General features: G+C 73.2%; 21 protein-coding genes. 11 read left to right on the top strand and 10 right to left on the bottom strand.

All coding sequences use genetic code 11. The features are described 5' to 3' along the window. Nucleotides 1-174: 174 nt before the first annotated feature. Nucleotides 175-504 (bottom strand): antibiotic biosynthesis monooxygenase family protein, encoded by a 330-nt coding sequence (locus ACZ6ZR_RS13040; RefSeq protein WP_465642154.1) that lies wholly within the window; start codon nucleotides 502-504, stop codon nucleotides 175-177. A 158-nt stretch (nucleotides 505-662) separates the two neighbouring features. Here ACZ6ZR_RS13040 and ACZ6ZR_RS13035 point away from each other — a divergent pair, with 158 nt between their 5' ends. After that, nucleotides 663-920: a Prokaryotic metallothionein gene (locus ACZ6ZR_RS13035; protein WP_465642153.1), complete on the top strand. Its 258-nt coding sequence runs from the start codon at nucleotides 663-665 to the stop codon at nucleotides 918-920. A 3-nt stretch (nucleotides 921-923) separates the two neighbouring features. On the opposite strand, the gene ACZ6ZR_RS13030 is transcribed toward ACZ6ZR_RS13035, so the two are convergent. The 4 genes from ACZ6ZR_RS13030 to ACZ6ZR_RS13015 all read right to left on the bottom strand — a co-directional run bounded on the left by ACZ6ZR_RS13030 (nucleotide 924) and on the right by ACZ6ZR_RS13015 (nucleotide 4967). Next, a complete protein-coding gene (locus ACZ6ZR_RS13030; RefSeq protein ID WP_465642152.1) occupies nucleotides 924-2198 on the bottom strand; it encodes an ATP-binding protein in 1275 nt (424 codons plus the stop codon). A gap of 106 nt (nucleotides 2199-2304) precedes the next feature. After that, entirely contained in the window at nucleotides 2305-3552 is a 1248-nt protein-coding gene (locus tag ACZ6ZR_RS13025) for a cytochrome P450 (protein ID WP_465642151.1), read from the bottom strand. A gap of 62 nt (nucleotides 3553-3614) precedes the next feature. Then, entirely contained in the window at nucleotides 3615-4388 is a 774-nt protein-coding gene (locus tag ACZ6ZR_RS13020; protein WP_465642150.1) for an EI24 domain-containing protein, read from the bottom strand. A 33-nt stretch (nucleotides 4389-4421) separates the two neighbouring features. Then, nucleotides 4422-4967: a Uma2 family endonuclease gene (locus ACZ6ZR_RS13015; protein ID WP_465642149.1), complete on the bottom strand. Its 546-nt coding sequence runs from the start codon at nucleotides 4965-4967 to the stop codon at nucleotides 4422-4424. A 136-nt stretch (nucleotides 4968-5103) separates the two neighbouring features. On the opposite strand from ACZ6ZR_RS13015, the gene ACZ6ZR_RS13010 reads away from it, so the two are divergent. From ACZ6ZR_RS13010 to ACZ6ZR_RS12985, 6 genes are all read left to right on the top strand, one after another. Next, nucleotides 5104-5580, top strand: coding sequence for a hypothetical protein (locus ACZ6ZR_RS13010; RefSeq protein WP_465642148.1), 477 nt, complete (start codon nucleotides 5104-5106; stop codon nucleotides 5578-5580). 23 nt (nucleotides 5581-5603) lie between these two features. Continuing rightward, a complete protein-coding gene (locus tag ACZ6ZR_RS13005) occupies nucleotides 5604-6311 on the top strand; it encodes a maleylpyruvate isomerase N-terminal domain-containing protein (protein ID WP_465642147.1) in 708 nt (235 codons plus the stop codon). 44 nt (nucleotides 6312-6355) lie between these two features. After that, nucleotides 6356-7087 (top strand): maleylpyruvate isomerase family mycothiol-dependent enzyme, encoded by a 732-nt coding sequence (locus ACZ6ZR_RS13000; protein WP_465642146.1) that lies wholly within the window; start codon nucleotides 6356-6358, stop codon nucleotides 7085-7087. Between the two features lie 135 nt (nucleotides 7088-7222). Further along, nucleotides 7223-9442, top strand: coding sequence for an NADP-dependent isocitrate dehydrogenase (locus tag ACZ6ZR_RS12995; protein WP_465642145.1), 2220 nt, complete (start codon nucleotides 7223-7225; stop codon nucleotides 9440-9442). Between the two features lie 132 nt (nucleotides 9443-9574). Then, on the top strand, nucleotides 9575-10276 hold the full coding sequence (locus ACZ6ZR_RS12990) for a GNAT family N-acetyltransferase (protein WP_465642144.1): 702 nt from the start codon (nucleotides 9575-9577) through the stop codon (nucleotides 10274-10276). A gap of 113 nt (nucleotides 10277-10389) precedes the next feature. Then, nucleotides 10390-10878 carry a cupin domain-containing protein gene (locus ACZ6ZR_RS12985; protein WP_465642143.1) on the top strand — a complete coding sequence of 163 codons (489 nt, stop codon included), beginning with the start codon at nucleotides 10390-10392 and terminating at the stop codon, nucleotides 10876-10878. A 59-nt stretch (nucleotides 10879-10937) separates the two neighbouring features. On the opposite strand, the gene ACZ6ZR_RS12980 is transcribed toward ACZ6ZR_RS12985, so the two are convergent. Both ACZ6ZR_RS12980 and ACZ6ZR_RS12975 read right to left on the bottom strand, forming a co-directional pair. Continuing rightward, a complete protein-coding gene (locus ACZ6ZR_RS12980; RefSeq protein WP_465642142.1) occupies nucleotides 10938-12425 on the bottom strand; it encodes a hypothetical protein in 1488 nt (495 codons plus the stop codon). Nucleotides 12426-12617: 192 nt separating this feature from the next. Beyond that, nucleotides 12618-14042, bottom strand: coding sequence for a lipase maturation factor family protein (locus tag ACZ6ZR_RS12975; protein ID WP_465642158.1), 1425 nt, complete (start codon nucleotides 14040-14042; stop codon nucleotides 12618-12620). A 213-nt stretch (nucleotides 14043-14255) separates the two neighbouring features. Between ACZ6ZR_RS12975 and ACZ6ZR_RS12970 the strand changes: the two genes are divergently transcribed. Further along, complete coding sequence (locus ACZ6ZR_RS12970) at nucleotides 14256-15212, top strand: EamA family transporter (protein WP_465642141.1); 957 nt, start codon at nucleotides 14256-14258, stop codon at nucleotides 15210-15212. A 218-nt stretch (nucleotides 15213-15430) separates the two neighbouring features. After that, nucleotides 15431-16513 (top strand): sugar ABC transporter substrate-binding protein, encoded by a 1083-nt coding sequence (locus ACZ6ZR_RS12965; RefSeq protein WP_465642140.1) that lies wholly within the window; start codon nucleotides 15431-15433, stop codon nucleotides 16511-16513. Between the two features lie 104 nt (nucleotides 16514-16617). Here the strand turns inward: ACZ6ZR_RS12965 and ACZ6ZR_RS12960 are convergent, their stop codons facing one another. After that, the gene (locus ACZ6ZR_RS12960; RefSeq protein ID WP_465642139.1) at nucleotides 16618-17559 is read right to left on the bottom strand and encodes a DMT family transporter; all 942 of its coding nucleotides are present in this window, start codon (nucleotides 17557-17559) and stop codon (nucleotides 16618-16620) included. Here ACZ6ZR_RS12960 and ACZ6ZR_RS12955 point away from each other — a divergent pair. Together ACZ6ZR_RS12955 and ACZ6ZR_RS12950 are read left to right on the top strand one after the other, a co-directional pair. Further along, a complete protein-coding gene (locus tag ACZ6ZR_RS12955; RefSeq protein WP_465642138.1) occupies nucleotides 17558-18997 on the top strand; it encodes an aminotransferase-like domain-containing protein in 1440 nt (479 codons plus the stop codon). The two genes, ACZ6ZR_RS12960 and ACZ6ZR_RS12955, sit on opposite strands and share 2 nt — an antisense overlap. 44 nt (nucleotides 18998-19041) lie before the next feature. Beyond that, nucleotides 19042-19920, top strand: coding sequence for an Fpg/Nei family DNA glycosylase (locus ACZ6ZR_RS12950; RefSeq protein ID WP_465642137.1), 879 nt, complete (start codon nucleotides 19042-19044; stop codon nucleotides 19918-19920). Here ACZ6ZR_RS12950 and ACZ6ZR_RS12945 read toward each other — a convergent pair. Beyond that, nucleotides 19913-20224: a putative quinol monooxygenase gene (locus ACZ6ZR_RS12945; RefSeq protein WP_465642136.1), complete on the bottom strand. Its 312-nt coding sequence runs from the start codon at nucleotides 20222-20224 to the stop codon at nucleotides 19913-19915. The two genes, ACZ6ZR_RS12950 and ACZ6ZR_RS12945, sit on opposite strands and share 8 nt — an antisense overlap. Before the next feature lie 8 nt (nucleotides 20225-20232). Beyond that, the gene (locus ACZ6ZR_RS12940) at nucleotides 20233-21270 is read right to left on the bottom strand and encodes an NAD(P)-dependent alcohol dehydrogenase (RefSeq protein WP_465642157.1); all 1038 of its coding nucleotides are present in this window, start codon (nucleotides 21268-21270) and stop codon (nucleotides 20233-20235) included. Nucleotides 21271-21386: the final 116 nt, after the last annotated feature.

The raw sequence follows: 21386 nt of genomic DNA, 5'->3' as shown, positions 1-21386 counted from the left end.
CTTCTGCACCCTGCGGAGGCTGGCCCGGACCCCAAAAGAAACGGCACCGGCCTGAGCCTCTATCAGGTCGTCCGCGAGCTGCAGTTACTCCTCGCGACCTGGGCCGGCACCTGCCCCACCTGCCACCGCGACATACCCACACCGATACGGACCTGACCAAGCCCTACTAGCGTTTCACGGTCGAGGCGCCGTCAACTCGGCGGCCAGCGGGAGGTGTTCGAAGTGCGACACGGACGGCGGGTGCTCCAGGAAGCCGAACTCGCCCTCCGCCCAGACCGGTCTGATCCGCCACATCGTCCCCGCGTAGGCCCGCAGCGCCGCCTCGTCCCGCCAGCGGGTCACCACCAGCACCCGGTGGTCCAGCTCGGAGACCGACCTCATCAGCTCCGCCCCCTCGAAGCCGTCGGTCCCGTCCAGCGCCGGGATCACCTCCTCGGTCAGCCTGGTGCAGAACTCGTCCCTGCGGCGGGGGACCACCTGCGCCTCCCAGATCCGGACGATCATCGCCACCACCTCCGGTCCCCTCCATTGTCCGTTCGACCTGTCCGTTCGACCTGTCCGTTCGGCCGCACGCGGTTGCCGCCCCTGGGGGCCGGTTCGACAGTGGAAGCGCGCGGCCGAGCCCGGCCGGGCGTCCTCCCACTCCGAGACGGAGCACCCCCATGGCGGTCTGCGCGGCCTGCGGCAACGACTACTGGCTGGCCTTCGAGATCAAGACGATCACCGGAGACACCTACACCTTCGACAGCTTCGAGTGCGCGATGGAGAAGCTGGCGCCGCGCTGCGAGTACTGCCAGGTGCGGATCGTCGGCCACGGCGTCGAGGTCTCCGGCAAGTTCTTCTGCTGTGCCAACTGCGCCCGCCGCGACGGCGGCCTCGGCGAGCAGATCCGCGACGCGGTCGGCGCGCACCCGGCGTGAGCGCTACAGCCGGGCGTGGGTGGTGATGTCCGCCTCGAAGTCTGCGACCAGCTCCGGTGTGACGGTCGGGCGGCACTGGGCGACGGCCGCGAGGTAGTCGGCGGTGGTGGCGCCGGCCGTCGCCGAGGGGTCCTCGCCGGTGTCCCGTTCGAACGCCGCCTGGGCCGCCGCCCGGGCGGCGTGCTCGATGTCGGCCGGGGTGAAGAGGGCGCTGCGCTCGACCAGGAGGTCCAGGTCGACGCCGTCCCGACCGGCCGTGTAGCGGGACCAGATGGCGTGCCGGGCCTCCGGGTCCGGCGTGCCGATCGGGATCAGGTAGTCGAACCGGCCGTGGCGCAGGAAGGCCGGGTCGATCGAGCGGATCGAGTTGGTGGCGCAGACCAGCAGCCGCTCCTCCCCCTCGCGGAAGCCCGGGATCAGCTTCAGCAGTTCGTTGGTGACCCCGTGCAGCGCGGAGTCCACCGCCTCGCCCCGGACCGGCGCGATCTCCTCCACCTCGTCGACGAAGACCAGCACCCGCTCCAGCTCGGCGATCCGCCCGAAGGCGGTGCGCAGCGCGGCGGCCAGGTTGCCCCCGTCGGCCAGCCGGGAGGGCAGCAGTTCGACGAAGGGCCAGCCGAGGCGGGAGGCCACCGCCCGGGCGAAGGTGGTCTTGCCGGTGCCGGGCGGGCCGAACAGCGCGATCGCCCGCGGCGGCCGCACCCCGTGCCGGGCGGCCCGCTCCGGTTCGGCCAGCGGCTGCACCACCCGACGCTCGATCAGGTCCTTCTCGGTGCCCATCCCGGCCACCCGCTCCCAGAGGTCGCCCGGCAGCAGCCGCCCGCCCAGCTCGTCCAGCAGCCCGCCGCCCGGGCCGGCCTGCGGCTCGTCCTTCTCGAAGTACGCGACCGCCGGGCGACGGGTGTAGCCGGCGTTGCGCAGGCCCTCGCCGAGCTGCTCCTCCTCGGGGAGCACGTAGGCGATCCGGCGGACCCGGCGCTCCAGCAGCCGCCGCTCCAGCTCCCGCAGCAGCGCGCTGGCCAGGCCCCGGCCGCGCCAGCCGGGGGCGATGGCGATCCGCATCACCCAGGCCCGGTCCCCCGCCAGGTGGGCCAGCGCCGCCCCGATCGGCTCGCCCCGGCGGACCGCCACCACGGCGGGCTGACGGTCGGTCAGCGCCGAGATGCACTCGGCCAGCGAGAAGACCGACTCCTGGCCCAGGCCCGCGGTGGTGTCGATCAGGTGCACCACGGCCGCCAGGTCGTCCTCGCGGTAGTCGTGTATCAGCCACTCGTCCATGGGCCGGAACGCTAGGGCCGCCGGCCGGTGCGGACAGCCCGCCGGAACGGACAATCCGCCCCGCCGAACCGTACGTCCCGCCGCTTGCCGGGTCTCGGGGCGCGGCTCAGTACGCGAGCCGCAGCGACTTGACCCGGTTGTCGAAGTTGGAGTGCACCAGGACCGGTTCGCCGACCGAGCGGATCGCGGGCAGGCGGGTGAGCAGCTCGCGGAAGAGCACCTTCATCTCCTGCCGGGCCAGGTAGGCGCCGAGGCAGAAGTGCGGACCGCCGCCGCCGAAGCCCAGGTGCGGGTTGGGCGAGCGGGTGATGTCGAAGGCGTCCGGGTCGGCGAAGACCGCCTCGTCCCGGTTGGCCGAGCCGAAGAACAGCACCACCTTGTCCCCGGCGGCGAACCGGGCGCCGTTCAGCTCGTGGTCCACGGCCACGGTGCGGCGGAACTGGATGATCGGGGTGGAGTGCCGGACCATCTCCTCGACCGCGCCGCCGAGCCGCCCGTCCAGGTCGGTCATCAGCAGCTCGCGCTGCCCGGGGTGGGTGGAGAGCAGGTGCAGCCCGTGGGCCAGCGCGTTGCGGGTGGTCTCCACCCCGGCGACCAGCAGGAGGGAGAAGAAGGCGCCCAGCTCACGGGAGTTGAGGCGCCGTCCGTCCACGTCGGCGGTGACCAGGGCGGAGATCAGGTCCCCGGTGGGGCGGCGGCGGCGCTCCCGGCCGAGCGCGGCGATGATGCCCTGCATCCGGGCCAGCGCCATCAGCCCGCGGCCCGGCACCCGCAGCCGGCTGCGGGCCACGCCGGTGTGCTCGGAGGCGTCGTTGACCATGGCGAGGATGCGGTTCCGCTGCTGCTCCGGCACCCCCATCATGTTGCAGATCACCCGATAGGGGAGCTGGGCGGCCACCGCGCCGACGAAGTCGGCGGGCCGTTCGGCCGCCACGCTGTCCACCAACTCCCGTGCCACCGAACGGATGTCCTCCTCGACCCGGGAGACCAGCCGTGGCGTGAAGGCCCGGGAGACGATCCGCCGCAGGTCCGCGTGGCGCGGGTCGTCCAGGTTCACCATCGAGTCGCCGAACACCGTCCGCACCCAGCGGGCCGGTTCGGGGGTGGTGACGCCGGGACCGCTGACGAAGACCTCCGGCGTACGGCTGGCGGCGACCACGTCGGCGTGCCGGACCAGGGCGTGGAAGCCGCGGCCGGTGCGCAGGTCGGTGAAGTGGAGCGGGCCCTCCAGAACGCGCAGCCGGGCGAAGGCGGCGGCCCGTTCGGGCAGCGGGAGCCGCCAGAACTCCGGGTCGGCGAGATCGATCCCGCCGGGGGTGTGCTGAAGCTGACCGGTGTCCGCCGTTGCCCTCATGCGGGCAGTTATCGTGCAGCTTCTGGCGGAATGTCAAATTCCGCTGGGTTTGTCCGATTTAACTACTCGTCATCCTCTTCCGGATCCTCCTCCGCCTCCTCGACCGGAGCCAGGTCCCTGGCCAGCAGGGTCGCGCCGGCCACCGCGCCCGGCATCGCCGGCACCGTCACGAACGGCACCAGGAAGAGCACCATCAGCGGCGCCCCGAAGCCCAGCGCCAGCCCGAGCCGGCCACGGAGCAGCCGCAGCCGCTCGGGCTGGTCGATCCCCCGCCGCTGCAGCGCCACCGCCGAGAGCTCGGCCGTCATGAAGTACCCCGAGACCAGGATCCCCAGCACCGGCACCACCGTCTGCCCCACCACCGGGACGAACCCCGCGAGGAACAGCACCACCCCGAAGCCCAGCACCCGCAGCAGCACGTACAGGCTGTCCCGCGCCGAGACCACCAACTCCCGCCACAGCGAAAGCCCCTGACCTGCCGGCGCCCCGCCCTCGGTCTCGTCCACCTTCTCGCACAGCGACTCGTAGAACGGCTGCCCGATCAGCAGCGTCACCGCCGTGAACGTCACCACCGACAGCGCGAACCCGCCCCCGAGCACCGCCACCTCCACGGCCCCGCGCACCAGCCCCTGCCACGGCGACCCCCACCCGTCCGCGAACGGCGTCGACCAAGCGGCCACGTCCTCCGCGTACACCACCAGCACCACCAGCGCCGCCACGTACCCCACCAGGGCGATCAGCGCCGGGATCATCCCGAACCCCCACCACCGCCCGTGCCGCGCCACCCACTTCTGGCCCTTGACCAGATACCCCAACCCCGCCACGAAATCACGCATGATCGCAGCCTACAAACCTGCCATGACGCGCTCTCAATAGGGCATCAGTACCGAGGTGTCCAGCACGAACCCGAACGGCTCGGGGATGTGCACCCCCTCCCCGAAGTCCGCATCCTCCCGCATCCGGTACCGCCCGGCCTCGGACTCCCGGAAGAGCGTCACGGTCTTCTTCGTGGCGTCGACCAGCAGGTAGAGCGGAATGCCCATCAGCGGGTAGTCCCGGAGCTTGCCGACCCAGTCGTTCTCCGGGTTCGAGGGCGAGACGATCTCGACCGCGATCAGGGCGAGTTCGGCGGGGACCTTGTTCTCGGTGCTCTCCATCGCCCCCTCGGGGAGGTACGTGAGATCCGGGTTGCGCTGCTTGGCCACCTCCGGCGAGGCCAGGTCCATGTTCCCGGTGGGCAGGTACCCGAGCGGCGCGTGCGCCTCGAACTGCCGCCGCACCACGGCGAGGTTGCGCTCATGGATGGCCGAGGGCGAGGCCTGCATGATGACCGTGTCGCCGGAGAACTCGATCTTGAAGTTCGACGGGGCGGACCGTCTGAACTCCTCGATCAAGGCAAGGTGCTCGGGATTCATCGTCTCCTCCGGATGCTCGGCCCGGCACCACGCTACCGCCCACCGGCGGTCGAGCCGGTGACCGGAAGCCCATCCGATCCGGGACCCGTGCCCCGTCAAGAGCGAGGCGGTGCGCGGTCACGTACGCTCACCCCCCATGACCGGCACCGACGATCCCGCTCAGGACCCGGACGAGCACGTCCGTTTCGCCCACTACCGGCGGCTCTTCGCCGCGGTCGCCCCGGCGGAGGCGGCCGCCCTGGTCGGCCGGGTGCTCTCCGACTCCGACCGGTCCATGGCCAACAGTGCCGTCTGCGAGTACCTCGACCTCCGGGCCGCCGCCCTGCTGACCGACCCGCACTTCCCGGCCTGGCGGCAGGAGATGACCGGCCCCGTCGCGGTCGACGACTTCTCCGCCCGCCGCCTCGCCGAGTGGGCCCTGCTGCGCGACGTCACCCTGGACGAGCCCTGGTCCGCCGAACAGTTGCTCACCTCCTCCACCTGGCTCCAGCTGCGCCTCGCGGAGACCAGCGCCTCCCCCACCGCGCTGGCGGCACTCGCCGAGGGCGGCCGGACCCGCCGTATACGCAACATCGCCGGCTCCCGCGCCCCGCGCCTCCCCCGCTCGGCCTGACGGCACCACTAGGCTCACCGAGCGTGGAGCGAAGCGACTACGTGGCGGCGCTGCGCCGGGACGGCGCGCGGCTGGCCGGGGCGGGCGGGCGGGTGCTGGACCGGACCGTGCCGAGCTGTCCCGAGTGGGACGGTGCGGAACTGCTCTGGCACACCGGGGTGGTGCTGGACTTCTGGGCCAGGATCACCGACGGCCGGACCACCTCTCCCGACGACCACCGACTGCCGGCCCGGCCCGCGGCCGGCGAACTCCCGGGCTGGGTGGCCGGGTTGACCGAGTCGACCGCCGCCACCCTGGAGGCCGCCGACCCCCGGCGGCCGTGCTGGACCTGGGCCGAGCAGCGTGACGTCGGCTTCGTCCAGCGCCGCTGCGCCCAGGAGGTCGGGATGCACCGCTGGGACGCCGACAACGCCGCCGGCCACACCGAGCCGATCGACCACACCCTCGCCCTGGACGGCCTGGACGACTACCTCACCCACTTCCGCTTCCCCGAACCCCCACCCGGCCACCCCGGCCTGTACCTGGCCCCCAGCGACGCCCCCGACCGCTGGCTGCTCCAACCGTCCGACGGCTCCTGGCAGTTGAGGCGGAACGAACCTGCCGACAGCGCCACCACCCTACGCGGCCCGGCCTCCGACCTCCTCCTGGTGCTCTGGCGCCGCCTCCCCCTGCACACCGTCACCACCACCGGCGACCCGGCCGCCGCGCTCGCCGCCTTCCGGCAGGTCTGAAACCCCCTCGCCGCCGCCCACCAGCCTGGCTAAGGTCCGGAAGTGTGAACCGATCTGACTACGTGTCCGCCCTCCGCCGCCACGCCGAGCTGATGGCCACCGCCACCACCGGCGCCGACCTCACCACCCGGGTGCCCAGCTGCCCCGACTGGACCCTCGGTGACCTGCTGTTCCACACCGGGACCGTGCACCGCTTCTGGACCCGGATCGCCGACGGCACCCTCGCCGACCCGAGCACCTGGACCGGCGCGGACGACGCCCCCGAGGACGACGCCGAGCTGCCCGGCTGGCTGGCCGCCGGTGCCGAGGCCTGTGCCGCCGCCGTCGAGGTGCTCGACCCGGCGGAGCCCCGCTGGTCCTGGTCCACCCGGAAGGACGCCGGGTTCGTCCAGCGCCGGATGGCGCAGGAGACGGCGGTGCACGCCTGGGACGCGCTGAACGCCCTCGGCCGCGACGAGCCGATCGAGCGGGAGCTGGCGGCGGACGGCATCGAGGAGTTCCTCTCGGTCTGCCGCCACGAGACCCCGCCGGCCGGCTTCCCCGCCGACGGCCTCCACCTGCACGCCACCGACGGCCCCGGCGAGTGGACCCTGCGGGTCGCCGAGGACGGCACCTGGCAGCTGCTCACCGAACACGCCAAGGGCGCCGTCGCCGTCCGCGGCTCCGCCTCCCAGCTGCTCCTCTTCCTCTGGCAGCGCCGTACCCCCGACCAGCTGGAGGTCTTCGGCTCCCCGGACGACCTGGCGGCCGCCTTCACCGCCTTCCGCCGCGACTGAAACCCCGGCCGGGCGCCGCCCCGCCGCAGGCCGCTTCCGCCGACTGGGAGAAGTCTGGGCGGGGTTGGTTGCCAGAATGGAGCTGTCACGGGATATCTTGATGTCGAGACGTTGTAGCCGTGAAGCGGAGTACCGATGACTGACTCGACCATCATCTACACCCACACCGACGAGGCGCCCGCCCTGGCGACGTACTCGTTCCTCCCGATCGTCCAGGCGTACGCCTCGACCGCGGGCGTGCGGGTGGAGACTCGTGACATCTCCCTGGCCGGCCGCCTCATCGCCGCCTTCCCGGAGCGTCTCGAGGAGGGCCAGCGCATCGGCGACGCCCTCGCGGAGCTCGGCGAGCTCGCCAAGACCCCGCAGGCCAACATCATCAAGCTGCCGAACGTCTCGGCCTCGATCCCGCAGCTCAAGGCGGCCGTCGCCGAGCTGCAGGCCCAGGGCTACGCGCTGCCGGACTACCCGGACGAGCCGCAGACCGACGAGGAGCGCGACGTCCGCGCCCGCTACGACAAGATCAAGGGCTCGGCCGTCAACCCGGTCCTGCGCGAGGGCAACTCCGACCGGCGCGCCCCCGCCTCGGTGAAGAACTACGCCAAGGCCCACCCGCACCGCATGGGCGCCTGGACCCCGGAGTCCAAGACCAACGTCGCCACCATGGGCGTCAACGACTTCCGCTCCACCGAGAAGTCGGCCGTGATCACCGAGGCCGGCTCGCTCAGGATCGAGCTGCTCGCCGCCGACGGCACCACCACCGTGCTGCGCGAGTCCGTCCCGGTCCAGGCCGGCGAGGTCGTCGACGCCTCGGTCATGCGCGCCGCCGCGCTGCGCGAGTTCCTGGCCGCCCAGATCGCCGAGGCCAAGGCCCAGGGCGTGCTGTTCTCGGTGCACCTCAAGGCCACCATGATGAAGGTCTCCGACCCGATCGTCTTCGGCCACGTGGTCCGCGCCTTCTTCCCGCAGACCTTCGCCAAGTACGGCGCCGACCTGGCCGCGGCCGGTCTGAACCCGAACAACGGCCTCGGCGGCATCCTCGACGGCCTGGACAAGCTCGCCAACGGCGCCGAGGTCAAGGCCTCGTTCGACGCCGAGCTGGCCGACGGCCCGGCCCTGGCGATGGTCGACTCCGACAAGGGCATCACCAACCTGCACGTGCCGTCCGACGTCATCGTCGACGCCTCGATGCCGGCCATGATCCGTACCTCCGGCCACATGTGGGGCCCGGACGGCCAGGAGGCCGACACCCTCGCCGTCCTGCCGGACAGCTCCTACGCCGGTGTCTACCAGGTCGTCATCGACGACTGCCGCGCCCACGGCGCCTTCGACCCGGCCACCATGGGCTCGGTCCCGAACGTCGGCCTGATGGCCCAGGCCGCCGAGGAGTACGGCAGCCACGACAAGACCTTCGAGATCGCCGCCGCCGGCACCGTCCGCCTGGTGGACGCCTCGGGCGACGTGGTGCTGGAGCAGGCCGTCGAGGCCGGCGACATCTTCCGCGCCTGCCAGACCAAGGACGCCCCGATCCAGGACTGGGTCAAGCTGGCCGTCAACCGCGCCCGCGCCACCGGCTCCCCGGCCGTCTTCTGGCTGGACGAGACCCGCGCCCACGACGCGGTGCTGATCGGCAAGGTCAACGAGTACCTGCCGCAGCACGACACCGAGGGCCTGACCATCGAGATCCTCTCCCCGGTCAAGGCCACCGCCTACTCGCTGGAGCGCATCCGCCGCGGCGAGGACACCATCTCGGTCACCGGCAACGTGCTGCGCGACTACCTGACCGACCTGTTCCCGATCCTGGAGCTGGGCACCAGCGCCAAGATGCTCTCGGTCGTCCCGCTGATGAACGGCGGCGGCCTGTTCGAGACCGGCGCCGGCGGCTCCGCCCCGAAGCACGTCCAGCAGCTGGTCAAGGAGAACTACCTGCGCTGGGACAGCCTGGGCGAGTTCTTCGCGCTGGCCGCCAGCTTCGAGCACCTGGCCCAGACCACCGGCAACGCCCGCGCCCAGGTCCTCGCGGACACCCTGGACCGCGCCACCGGCACCTTCCTCAACGAGGACAAGTCGCCGAGCCGCCGCCTCGGTGGCATCGACAACCGCGGCAGCCACTTCTACCTCGGCCTGTACTGGGCCCAGGAGCTGGCGCAGCAGACCGAGGACGCCGAGCTCGCCGCCGCCTTCACCGGCCTCGCCAAGACCCTGGCGGAGCAGGAGGAGGCCATTGTGGCCGAGCTGATCGCGGTGCAGGGCTCGCCGGTCGAGATCGGCGGCTACTACCAGCCGTCGCCCGCGCTGGCCGCGGCCGTGATGCGTCCGTCCGCCACCTTCAACGAGGCGCTGGCCCAGCTGGGCTGACGCACCGTCAGAAGAGCGTGAACGAGGGGCCCCGCGGCTGCGCCGTGGGGCCCCTCGCCCTTTGCCGGCCCAGGCCTCCGCCCACGCCACCGCCCAGGACGACCTGCCCAGGACCACGAGAACGGACCAGCGATGCCGCACACCGACCCCCTGGCCAACCCGGCCCACTCCGCGCTCTTCGGCCCGCACGCCGGGCTCGCCGAGCGGCGCGGCCGGGCCGCCCGCTACCCGGCCGACGTCTCCCCCTTCCACGCTCTCCCGGACGACCCGACGGCGGCGGACTGGGCCGACCTGGCCGGGCTCACCGGCCCGGGCGGCTTCGCCCTGCTGGCCGGGAACGGGATCGTCCCGCCCGCCGGCTGGCAGGTGACCTTCTCGCTCGACGGCGTCCAGCTGGTCGGCGACGGGCTGGCGCACGCCCACGACCCGGAGGCGGTGGAGCTGGGCCCCGAGGACGTCCCGGAGATGCTCGCCCTGGTGGCGGAGACCCGCCCCGGCCCGTTCGAGGCCCGCACCATCGCCCTGGGCCGCTACCTGGGCATCCGTCAGGACGGCGTCCTGATCGCGATGGCGGGCGAGCGGATGCACCCGGTCGGCCACACCGAGATCAGTGCCGTCTGCACCGCCCCCACCCACCGCGGCCAGGGCCTGGCGGCCCGCCTGGTCCGCGCCGTCGCGGCCGGCATCCGCGAGCGGGACGAGGTCCCGTTCCTTCACGCGGCCGACGACAACGTCAGCGCGATCCGCCTCTACAAGGCCCTCGGCTTCACCCAGAGCCGGACCATCACCTTCCTGGGCGCCGTGGCCCCGGGCGGGGAGGCCGCTGACGCCTGATCAGCTCACAAGTGGCCCAAGGGATTTGATGATCGAATGGACCAGAGGCCTGGGCCGGTTCCCCCGTAAGCTGATCATCGAAGCAAGCGAGAACCACCCGAGGGGGAGCCCACATGTCCGAGAACCACGAGGTCGTCCTGGTCCGCGCCGCCGCCGCCGAGGCGCTGACCGACGCGCCCGGCAGCCTGATCACCCTGTTCGCCGACTCGGCCACCACCGGAGGCAAGGTGACCAGCAACCGGGCCACCTTCGAGAAGGGCGCGACCGGCGCCCCGCCGCACTTCCACACCCGGGCCACCGAGTTCTTCTTCGGCCTGGAGGGCGAGCTGGACGTCCTGCTCGACGACCGCGTCGAGACCCTCCGCCAGGGCGACTTCCTCGCCGTGCCGCCCGGCACCAAGCACGCCTTCGCCCCCGCGGCCGGCTCCACCGCCGACGTGCTGGTCTTCTTCACCCCGGGCATGGACCGCTTCGACTACTACCGCCTGCTGGACCGGGTCAACAAGGGCGAGGCCAGCTGGCAGGAGATCCGCGAGTCGGGCGAGCAGTACGACAACCACTACGTCGAGAGCGAGGTCTGGCAGACCCGCAACGGCCGCTGAACGCCAGGAACCCCCTGGACCCGACAGGGTCCAGGGGGTTCAGCGTACGTGACCTCGGGTCAGGAGCGGGCCTCGGCGACGGCCGGGGCCAGCGCCTCCTTCAGGCGCGGCCCGACCCGGGAGAAGCCGAGCTCCTTGACGGCGGCGCGGAGCAGCTCGTCCTCCGTGCGGTCGGTGCCGTCGCTGTCCAACCACCGCACCAGGGCGACCAGTTCGGCCGGCTCGTAGGCGGTCACGGCGCGGCCGGCGGTGACCTCGGGCTTCTTCGGACGCCGCACCTTCTTCGCGGGGGCGACGGGCTCGGCCACGACGGGCTCCGGCTCGACCTCGGGCTCGACCTCCGTCAGCTCCTCGGCGACGGGCTCGACCTCGGCGACGACCGGCTCCGCAGCAGGCTCGACCTCGACCTCGGGCTCGACCTCCGTCAGCTCCTCGGCCACGGGCTCGAGTTCGACCTCCGCAACGACCTCGGGCTCGACCTCGGCGACGGGCTCGACCTCAGGCTCGACCTCGGCGACGGGCTCGACCTCAGGCTCCACCTCGGCGACGGGCTCGACCTCAGGCTCGACCTCGGCGACGGGCTCGACCTCCGGCTCCGCCTCGCGGGGCCCGGCAGCGAGGACCTGGATGGCCTCCGCCTCGGTCGCCGTGCCGTGCAGCCGGTCGTACGCCGCGAGCGCCGCGTCCCGGTCGGCCTGACGGTCCGCCAGCTCGCCCAGCAGGTCGACCAGTTCCGGCTCGGCCGCGAGCAGCGCGGCGCGCAGGGCACGGAGCGCGGGCAGCCGGTAGAGGGTGCCCTCGTCGGCGGCCAAGCGGTCGACCAGGTCGGCGAGTTCGCCCAGCGGGAGGGCGTCCAGCGCGTAGTCGGGGAGCAGGGCGCCGAGCGCCCGGGCGGCCTGGCCGAGCTCCTCGACGGTCTGGGTGAGGGTGGTCAGCCGGGCCGGGTCGGCGACCGGGGCCGGGCGGCCGACGGCTCCGGCGGCGGCCCACTCGTCCTGGGTGGCGGCGGCGGACCGGACGGCGTCGAGCAGGTCGGCCCGGCGGGCGCGGCCGTCCACGGCGAGCTTCTTGGCCTGGGCGCGGAGCGCGCGCCGGCGGCCCCAGCCGAGCTTGACGCTCTGCTCGCCGCGCTGCCGCCAGGGGGCCAGCGCGGCGGCGAGCGCGTCCAGGTCGGTGTCGTAGACCTCGGGGCGCAGCGTGGCCGAAGTGCCGTGCGCGCTCTGGAGGATGGCGGTGAGCCTGGCCAGCTCGGCCAGGTTGGCGGGGGTGGCCGCGGAGCCGAGCAGCTCGGCCAGGGCGTCCCGGGTGGCGAGCAGGTCGTGGCTGCGCAGTTCGGCCAGCGCGGTGGAGCCCGCGCGGGCGTCCTCGGGGGTGCGGACGGTCTCCGCGGCCGAGACCCAGGGGTTGGTGTCGGCGGCGAGCGAGAGGCCACCGAGCTCGGCGTAGCGGCCGAGGTCCTCGCGGGCCTCGCCGGAGGGCGCGGCGGTCGCGGAGGGGGAGGTGTCCACCGCCGGGTGGTCGGCGTCGTTCAGGAAGTTCACGGTCATGTGTGGAGTTCCGGTTCGTGGCTGGGCGGACAGGGCGGTGGCGGCGGCGGTCTCCGCCGGCACGGACGAGGGTGCGGGCGTCCGGTGTGGACGCCAGGATACGGGTGGGCGTTCGAGCCCCGCACGCAACCCGGCCCTTGGCGTTGTGGCGCGGCGGGCGAGGTACTGGAGACGCGCGGAAGTCGTGCGGGTTCAGTGCGGATCGCCGCGCACCGGAGGGAAGTCCGCGAGGGCGACCGGAGGGAGGTACTCGCGGACCAGGGTGCGCTCCCACCAGGCCCCGGTGTCGCGCAGGGTCCGCGGGTCGGTGAAGCGGTAACGGTACAGCCGGGCACGGACGTACGCCGGGGGCGCGCCCGCGAAGGGGTCGTGCCGGAGAAGCCGCAGGGTGTCCCGGTCGGCGGCCAGCAGGCGGTGCACGAAGGGGGTGAACCAGGGCCGGGCGTACGCCGGGGAGATCCCGGCGAACCACATCAGCCAGTCCAGCCGCAGGTGGTAGGGCGCGAACTGACGCGGCATCCGCCGCGGGTCGCCGGGCTTGCCGTGGAAGCCGTACTCCCGCCAGGCCGTCCCCGGCCCGGGCAGGAGCTGGTCCGTTCCCTCGACCACCACCTCGAAGCGGATCCGGTTGACGGAGCCGAACGCCCCGTAGGCGTTCACCAGGTGGAGCCGGTCGAACGAACGGTTCATCACCTGACGGTGCGAGAGCAGGTTGCGGGCGGGGCGGTAACTCAGCACCAGGACCAGCAGGGTGTACGCGGCGACCAGGCCCAACCACCAGTCCGGGCCGGCGGGCCGGGGGTGCGGCGTGGCCGGGACGGCGGTGCAGGCGATGGCGATGGTGAGCCAGTTGAGCCAGGCGAAGTTGCCGGAGAGCACCAGCCAGAGCTGGGTGACGACGATCAGTGCGGCGCAGACCCCGGCCACCGGCTGGGGCAGGAACAGGCCGACCGGGACGGCGAGTTGCACGAGGTGGTTGGCGGCGGCCTCGACCCGGTGCAGCGGCGCGGGCAGGTGGTGGAAGAACCAGCTGAGCGGGCCCGGCATCGGCTGGGTCTCGTGGTGGTAGCGCAGGCAGGTGAGGTCGCGCCAGCAGCTGTCCCCGCGCAGTTTGATCAGCCCGGCGCCGAACTCGACCCGGAACAGCAGCCAGCGGGCCAGCAGCAGCACCGGGAGCGGAGGGGCCACGCGGTCGTTGCCGAGGAAGGCGGCGAGCACGCCGGCCTCCAGCAGCAGGGACTCCCAGCCGAAGGAGTACCAGGCCTGCCCGACGTTGACGATCGAGAGGTAGAGCAGCCAGAGCACCGCCCAGAGCAGCAGCGCGGCCCCGAGCGGGAGGTGGTCGGCGGCGCCGGCCAGTACGGCGGCGGCGAGGACGGCGCCGGTCCGGGCGGCGAGGGCGAACGCCCGGTCCGAGTAGTGGAACTGGAACAGGCTGGGTGCCCGGCGCCAGCCGGTCCTGGCGGTGAAGCGCGGCACCGGGAGCATGCCGTGCTCGCCGATCAGCGCGCGGAACTGCCGTGCGGCGGCCACGAACCCGAGCAGGTATACGGCGGCGACCAGCCGTTGGAAGGCCAGCCGCCCGAGCCAGTACTCGGGTGCCGCGACCCACTCCACCCCGCCCTCCTCCCGCCGGACCGGTCCCATGACTACCACTCGGGCCCCGCCCCCGCGCCCAGCCCCACCGACGGCGTCAGCCACTCGGCGCACCCGACCGCCCGGTGGGCGGGCTGGCAGCAACTCGTCCGAGGTTGGCAGCAAACGAACTCGCGCAGGTGGCACGGGGTGTGGTGCCATGTCGGCCGACAGCACCAAATCCAGGAGAGGCTCATGACCGCCGCGCCCCAGCAATCCGCGCACTCCGCCAGAACGTCCCCCGCCCCTCTCGACGCCGTCTCCCCCCTGCGCACCATCACCCCCGCCGTCTGGGCCGCCCTCGCGGTGGTCTACGTGGTCTGGGGCTCGACCTACCTGGCCATCCGGGTGGTGGTCGAGACCATGCCCCCGTTCCTCTCCGCGACCGCGCGCTTCATACCCGCCGGCCTGCTGCTGCTCGCCCTGGTGGCGGCGAGGAGCGGCACGGCCGCGCTCCGCGTGACGCCCCGTCAGCTGGGCTCCGCCGCCCTGGTCGGCCTGATGCTGCTGCTCGGCGGCAACGGCATGGTGGTGCTGGCCGAGCGGGACGTGCCCTCCGGGCTGACGGCGCTGATCATCGCCGTGGTGCCGCTCTGGCTGGTGCTGGCCCGGTGGGTCTCCGGGCACCGCCCGGCCTGGACCACCGTCGCCGGCGTGCTGCTCGGCCTGGCCGGCCTGGCGGTGCTCTCCAGCTCCGGACTGAGCGGCGACGTGAAGCCGCTGGGCGTGGCGCTGATCCTGCTGGCCACGCTCTCCTGGGCCGGCGGTTCGTTCCTCGCCAAGCGCCTCACCATGCCGGCCGACGTCTTCGCCACCAGCGCCTACGAGATGATCGCTGGCGGTCTCGGCTGCCTGGCGGTCTCGCTGGTCAAGGGCGAGCCGCAGCGCTTCCACCCGGCCGAGGTCTCCACCGCCTCCTGGCTGGGCCTGGCCTTCCTGGTCGTGTTCGGCTCGGTCGTCGCCTTCACCGCCTACGCCTGGCTGCTCCAGGCCGCCCCACTGCCGCTGGTCGCCACCTACGCCTACGTCAACCCGGTGGTGGCCGTGCTGCTCGGCTGGCTGGTCCTGGCCGAGCCGCTCACCCTGCCCGTCGTGCTGGGCGGCGCGATCGTGGTGGCCGCCGTCGTGCTGGTGGTGCGCACCGAACGCTGACGTCCTGTCAGCCCGCCCCGGGCCCGCCCACCTTCTCAAGGTGAAGGCGGGCCCTTGGCATATACCGACCAATCGGGCGACTGCCTTCGAGTCCATAACGATTGGCGCAGCACACCGTTTCGTAGGGTTTAATTATTGACGGCAAGTCGGCTTAAAGGCTTGACTCCCTCCGCACTGCCGCGACGCTGCGGCAGGCAGTCAGGGAGGCACCACCCACCATGAACGCACCACTGCGTCGCACTCTCGTCGGCATGATCGCGCTGTCGACGGCGCTGACGCTGGCCGCCTGCGGCCAGGACGGCAAGGGGGCCGGCTCGGCCGGCAACAAGACCATCGGCCTGCTGCTGCCCGAGCGCTCCTCGTCCACCCGGTACGAGGCCTTCGACAAGCCGCTCATCGAGTCGGCGATCGCGGGCCTGTGCACCAAGTGCGTGGTGGACTACGCCAACGCGGACGGCGACGAGACGGTGCAGAAGCAGCAGTTCGACGCGCTGCTGGCCAAGGGTGTCAAGGTGGTGCTGCTCGACCCGGTGAACGCCCAGGGCACCGGCCCGTGGGTGGCCGAGGCCGCCAAGCGCGGCGTCAAGGTGGTCGCGTACGACCGGCTGGCGGCCGGCAAGGTCTCCGCCTACGTCTCCTTCGACAACACCCGGACCGGCGAGCTCCAGGGCCAGGCCCTGGTGGACGCGCTCGGGCCGAGGGCCGCGCAGGCCACGGTGGTGATGATCAACGGCTCCGAGACCGACCCGAACGCCGCGAGCTTCAAGGCCGGGGCGCACAAGGTGCTGGACGCCAAGGTCAAGAAGATCGGCTACGAGCAGTCCGGCGAGTGGAAGCCGGAGGTGGCCGCCCAGAAGACCACCGAGGCGATCACCTCGCTCGGCAAGGACGGCTTCCAGGCCGTCTACTCCGCCAACGACGGCATGGCCACCGCGATCATCGCGCAGCTCAAGGCGGCCGGTGTGAAGAACGTGCCGGTCGGCGGCCAGGACGCCTCGGTCGAGGCGATCCGCCGCCTGCTGACGGGCGAGCAGACCTACACCATCTACAAGCCGTACAAGCCGGAGGCCGACACCGCCGCCTCCATCGCGGTCTACCTGCTCAACGGCATCGACATCACCGGCGTGGCCAGCTCGGTGACCGAGAGCGGCGGCGAGCAGATCCCCTCGATGCTGCTCACCCCGGTCGTGGTCACCAAGGCGAAGATCGCCGAGACCGTCGTCGCGGGCGGCCTCTACAAGCGCGAGGACATCTGCGACCCGGAGCACGCGGCGGCCTGCGCCGCGGCCGGCATCAACTGACGCCCCGCCGCACCTGACACCCGCTCAGGACGGGCCCGCCCTCACCGGCGGCCCGTCCTGCCCTGCGTCACCCCACCCCCGCGAGGGTGCTCTCCGGCCCCCAACTACCCCTTCGTGCGCGCCCGCTGGGTGATCGCGATGCAGGCCAGCACGCCCACCGCGGTGAGCGGGGCGGCCAGCGGGAGCGGCTCGGAGAGCAGCAGGACGGCCCAGAACAGGGTCAACAGGGGCTGGGCGAGCTGGAGTTGGCTCGCCCGGGGGATGCCGATCTGGGCCATGCCCCGGTACCAGAGCACGAAGCCGCCGAACTGCGAGACCGCGGCGACGTACGCCAGCCCGGTCAGCGCACGGAGCGTCAGGTGGACCGGTTCGGCCGGCAGGGCGAGCACGGTGACCACGGCCGTCAGCGGGGCGGCCGCCACCACGCCCCAGCCGATCACCTGCCAGCCCGGCATCTCCTTGGCCAGCCGGCCGCCCTCCGCGTAGCCGATCGCGCAGACCAGCAGCGCCCCGGCCAGGTACAGGTCCGCCAGGCTGAACGCGCCACCGCTCTGCTGGAGGGTGAACGCCAGCACCACCGCCGCGCCGCCCAGGGCCGCGCCCCAGAAGGTGCGGGAGAGCCGGGTGCGCGAGCGCAGCGCCGCCACGGTGGCCGTGGCCAGCGGCAGCAGGCCGACCACCACGGCGGTGTGCGCGGTGGAGGAGGTCTGCAGCGCCAGCGTGGTCAGCAGCGGGAAGCCGAGCACACAGCCGAGCGCCACCGCGACCAGCCCGGGCCAGTGCCGGCGGGCGGGCAGCGGGACCCGGCCGGCCTTGAGGCAGACGGCGGCCAGCACGGCGGCCAGCAGGCCGCGCAGACCGGTGGAGGTCCAGGGGCCGAAGCCGTCCAGGGCCCAGACGGTGGCCGGGAAGCTGAGCGAGAAGCAGACCACGCCCAGGGCCGCCCGGACGGTGCCGCTCGCCCCGGTGGTGGCGGCGGTGGTGCTGGCACCGGTGGTGCTGACCGCTATCGTGCTCGACTGAATAGCGCTATCGTGTGCTCTCATGCACGAGCGTAGCAGCGTCAGCGAACTGGCCGCCAGCCTCCGCAAGGAGCTGGAGCGCTACTCTCCGGGTGAGAAGCTGCCGTCCAGCCGGGCCCTGATCGACCGTCACCAGGTGAGCCCGGTGACCGTCTCCCGGGCCATCGCCACGCTGGCCGCCGAGGGCCTGGTGGTCAGCCGCCCCGGCGCCGGGGTCTTCCGGGCCGCCACCCGCGCCGCCGCCACCGCCGAACGCCGGGACGTCTCCTGGCAGGAGGTCGCGCTCTCCGCCGAGCCCTCCCCCGGCCCGGACCGCCGCGCCGACGCCACCGGCGTGCTCACCTCGCTCGCCGTCCAGCCGCCCGAGGTGATCGACCTCAACAGCGGCTACCTGCACCCCTCCCTCCAGCCCGAACGGGCCCTGGCTGCCGCCCTGGCCCGGGCCGGCCGCCGCCCCGGCGCCTGGGGCCGGCCGCCGGTGGAGGGGCTGACCGAGCTGCGCGAGTGGTTCGCCCGCGAGATCGGCGGCCCGGACGGCACCCTGCACGCCTCGGACGTCCTGATCACCGCCGGCGGCCAGGGCGCGCTCTCCACCGCCCTGCGCTCCCTGGTCGCCCCCGGCGCCCCCGTCCTGATCGAATCGCCCGGCTACCCCGGCACCCTGGCCGCCGCCCGGGCCGCCGGGCTGCGGACGGTGCCGGTGCCGGTGGACCGGGACGGCGTCCGGCCGGAGCTGCTGGCCGAGGCCTTCGCCGCGAGCGGGGCCCGGGTCTTCGTCTGCCAGCCGCTCTTCCACAACCCGACCGGCGCGGTACTGGCCGCCGACCGGCGGGCCGAGGTCCTGCGGATCGCCCGGTCCGCCGGGGCCTTCGTGGTGGAGGACGACTTCGCCCGGATGCTGGTGCACGCCGACGCACCGCCACCCGCCCCGCCGCTGGCCGCCGACGACCCGGACGGTGTGGTGGTGCACGTCCGCTCGCTCACCAAGATCACCTCCGCCAGCCTGCGGGTCGGCGCCCTCACCGCGCGCGGCCCCGCCTTCGAACGGCTGCGCGCCGTCCAGGCGGTGGACTCCTTCTTCGTCTCCCGCCCGCTCCAGGAGACCGCCCTCGAGCTGGTCGGCTCCCCCGCCTGGGCCCGCCAGCTGCGCACCGTCTCCACCGCCCTCGCCGAACGCCGCCAGACCGCCGCCACCGCGCTGGCCCACCACCTCCCCGACCTCCTCCCCGACCCGCTCCCGCGCGGCGGCTACCACCTCTGGCTCCGCCTCCCCGATGGCACCGACGACCGCGAACTCGCCGCCGCCGCCCGCCGCGAGGGCGTCGCCCTCACCCCCGGCCGCCCCTACTTCCCCGCCGAAGCCCCGGCCCCGCACCTCCGCCTCTCCTACGGCGCCGCCCCCCACCCCACCGCCGTCACCGAGGGCATTACCCGCCTGGCCCGCGCCCTGCCGCACGCCTGACGACGGATCAGCGGGGGTTCCCGGCAGCCCCTAAGCTGGGCTGTATGCCCGAATTGCCGGAAGTGCAGGCGCTGGCCGAGCGGATCGCGGAGCTCTCGGCGGGGCGCACCGTCGAGCGGGTGGAGGTGCTGTCCGTCCAGGTGCTGAAGACCTTCGACCCGCCGGTCACCGCGCTGCACGGACAGGCCGTCACCTCCGTCGGACGGCACGGGAAGTTCCTGGACCTGCTGGCCGGGGACGGGCCGCACCTGGTGCTGCACCTGGCCCGGGCCGGCTGGATCCGGCACCGCGCGTCCTTCCCGCCGCCGAAGCCGGGCGCCGGCGGCGGGCGGCCGGGCCGGGGACCGCTCGCGCTGCGGATCGTGCTGGACGACGGCTCCGGCTTCGACGTCACGGAGCAGGGCACGACCAAGCGGCTGGCCGCGTACGTGGTGACGGACCCTCAGCTGGTGCCCGGCGTGGCCCGGCTGGGCACCGATCCGCTCGGGCCGGAGTTCACCGAGCAGCGCCTCGCCGAGCTGGCGGCCGGCCAGCGGCACCGCCTGAAGACCTTCCTCACCGACCAGACCGTGCTGGCCGGCATCGGCAACGCCTACTCCGACGAGATCCTGCACGCGGCCCTGCTCTCCCCCTACGCCCTGGCCTCCACCCTCACCCCCGAGCAGCTCACCGCCCTGCACACCGCCGTCCGCGAAACCCTCGGCACGGCGGTGGCCCGGGCGCACGAGACCACCGCCGACGCGCTCAAGGCGGAGAAGCGGGCCGGGATGGCGGTGCACGGCCGGGCCGGCGAACGCTGCCCGCGCTGCGGCGACACCGTACGGTCCGTCAACTTCGCGGACTCCTCGCTCCAGTACTGCCCCGCCTGCCAGACCGGCGGCCGGGTGCTGGCCGACCGCCGCCTCTCCCGCCTGCTCAAATGAGCCCGTCACCGCCCACGTACCCGCCCCCGTACCCGCCCCCGTACTGGAGCCGGACGGTGGCCGGGCGGGCCAGCAGCCCGGCCGTCCGCCCGGCCGACCAGCGGCGGTACCGCTCCCAGTCGTCCAGGCAGCTCCACTCCTCGAAGACCACCATCCGCTCCGGGCGGTTCGGGTCGGCGTAGAGCTCGTACGCCAGACAGCCGGGCCACTCCGCCGCCGGTTCCAGCAGCGCCTCCAACTCGGTGCGCAGCAGGTCCTGTTGACCCTCCCCTGCCTGGTAGCGGACCACCACGGTCAGCACCACCGGAGGGATCAGAACGTCGCGGTGTCGATGACGAAGCGGTACCGCACGTCACCGGCCAGCACCCGGGCGTACGCCTCGTTGACCTGCTCCACCGAGATCACCTCGATCTCGGCGCCCAGCCCGTGCTCGGCGCAGAAGTCCAGCATCTCCTGGGTCTCCGCTATGCCGCCGATCATCGAACCGGCCAGCGAGCGGCGGCCGCCGATCAGCGAGAAGAGGTTGAGCGAGATCGGGTCGGCCGGGGCGCCGACGTTCACCAGGGTGCCGTCGGTCTTCAGCAGGCCCAGGTAGTCGTCGAAGGGCAGCACGGCCGAGACGGTGCTCACCACCAGGTCGAAGGTGCCCGCCAGTTCGGCGAAGGTGGCCGGGTCGGAGGTGGCCCGGTGGTCGGTGGCGCCGAGCCGCAGGCTGTCCGCCTTCTTGCGCAGGCTCTGGCTGAGCACGGTGACCTCGGCACCGAGCGCGTGGGCGATCTTCACGCCCATGTGGCCGAGCCCGCCGAGGCCGACGATCGCGACCTTCTTGCCCGGGCCCGCCTGCCAGTGCTTGAGCGGGGAGTAGAGGGTGATGCCGGCGCACAGCAGCGGGGCGGCCTCGGCCAGGTCGATGCCCTCCGGGATGCGCAGCGCGTAGTTCTCGTCCACCACGATGTGGCTGCTGTAGCCGCCGTAGGCGGGCTGCCCGTCGGAGCTGACCGGGTAGGTCGCGCTCATGCCCTTGAGGCAGTACTGCTCCTGCCCGGCCAGGCAGTTGGCGCACTCGCGGCAGGAGTCCACGAAGCAGCCGACGCCGACCCGGTCGCCGACCGCGTACCGGGTGACGCCGGGGCCGACCTCGGCGACGATCCCGGCGATCTCGTGGCCGGGCACCATCGGGAACGGGGCCTGGCCCCAGTCCTCGTTGACCTGGTGGATGTCGGAGTGGCAGATGCCCGCGTACTTGATCTCGATCAGGACGTCGTGCTCGCCGACCGGGCGACGCGGCACCGTGGTCCGCTCCAGCGGGGCCTTCGGGGCGGGGGCGGCGTACGCGGGGACGGTGGTGATGCTCATCGGGTTGGACCCTCCATGGTGACTGACCTGCTGACACCCACCATGCTGCCCGCCGCGCCCCACCCTCACCCAGCACCCCGTTCGACCTGGGAACCACCCAACCTAGGTCT

The sequence above is a fragment of the Kitasatospora sp. NPDC088742 genome (assembly GCF_055584905.1).
The sequence above is the reverse complement of the archived record's forward strand: the minus strand, read 5'-3'. Positions and strand labels throughout refer to the sequence as shown.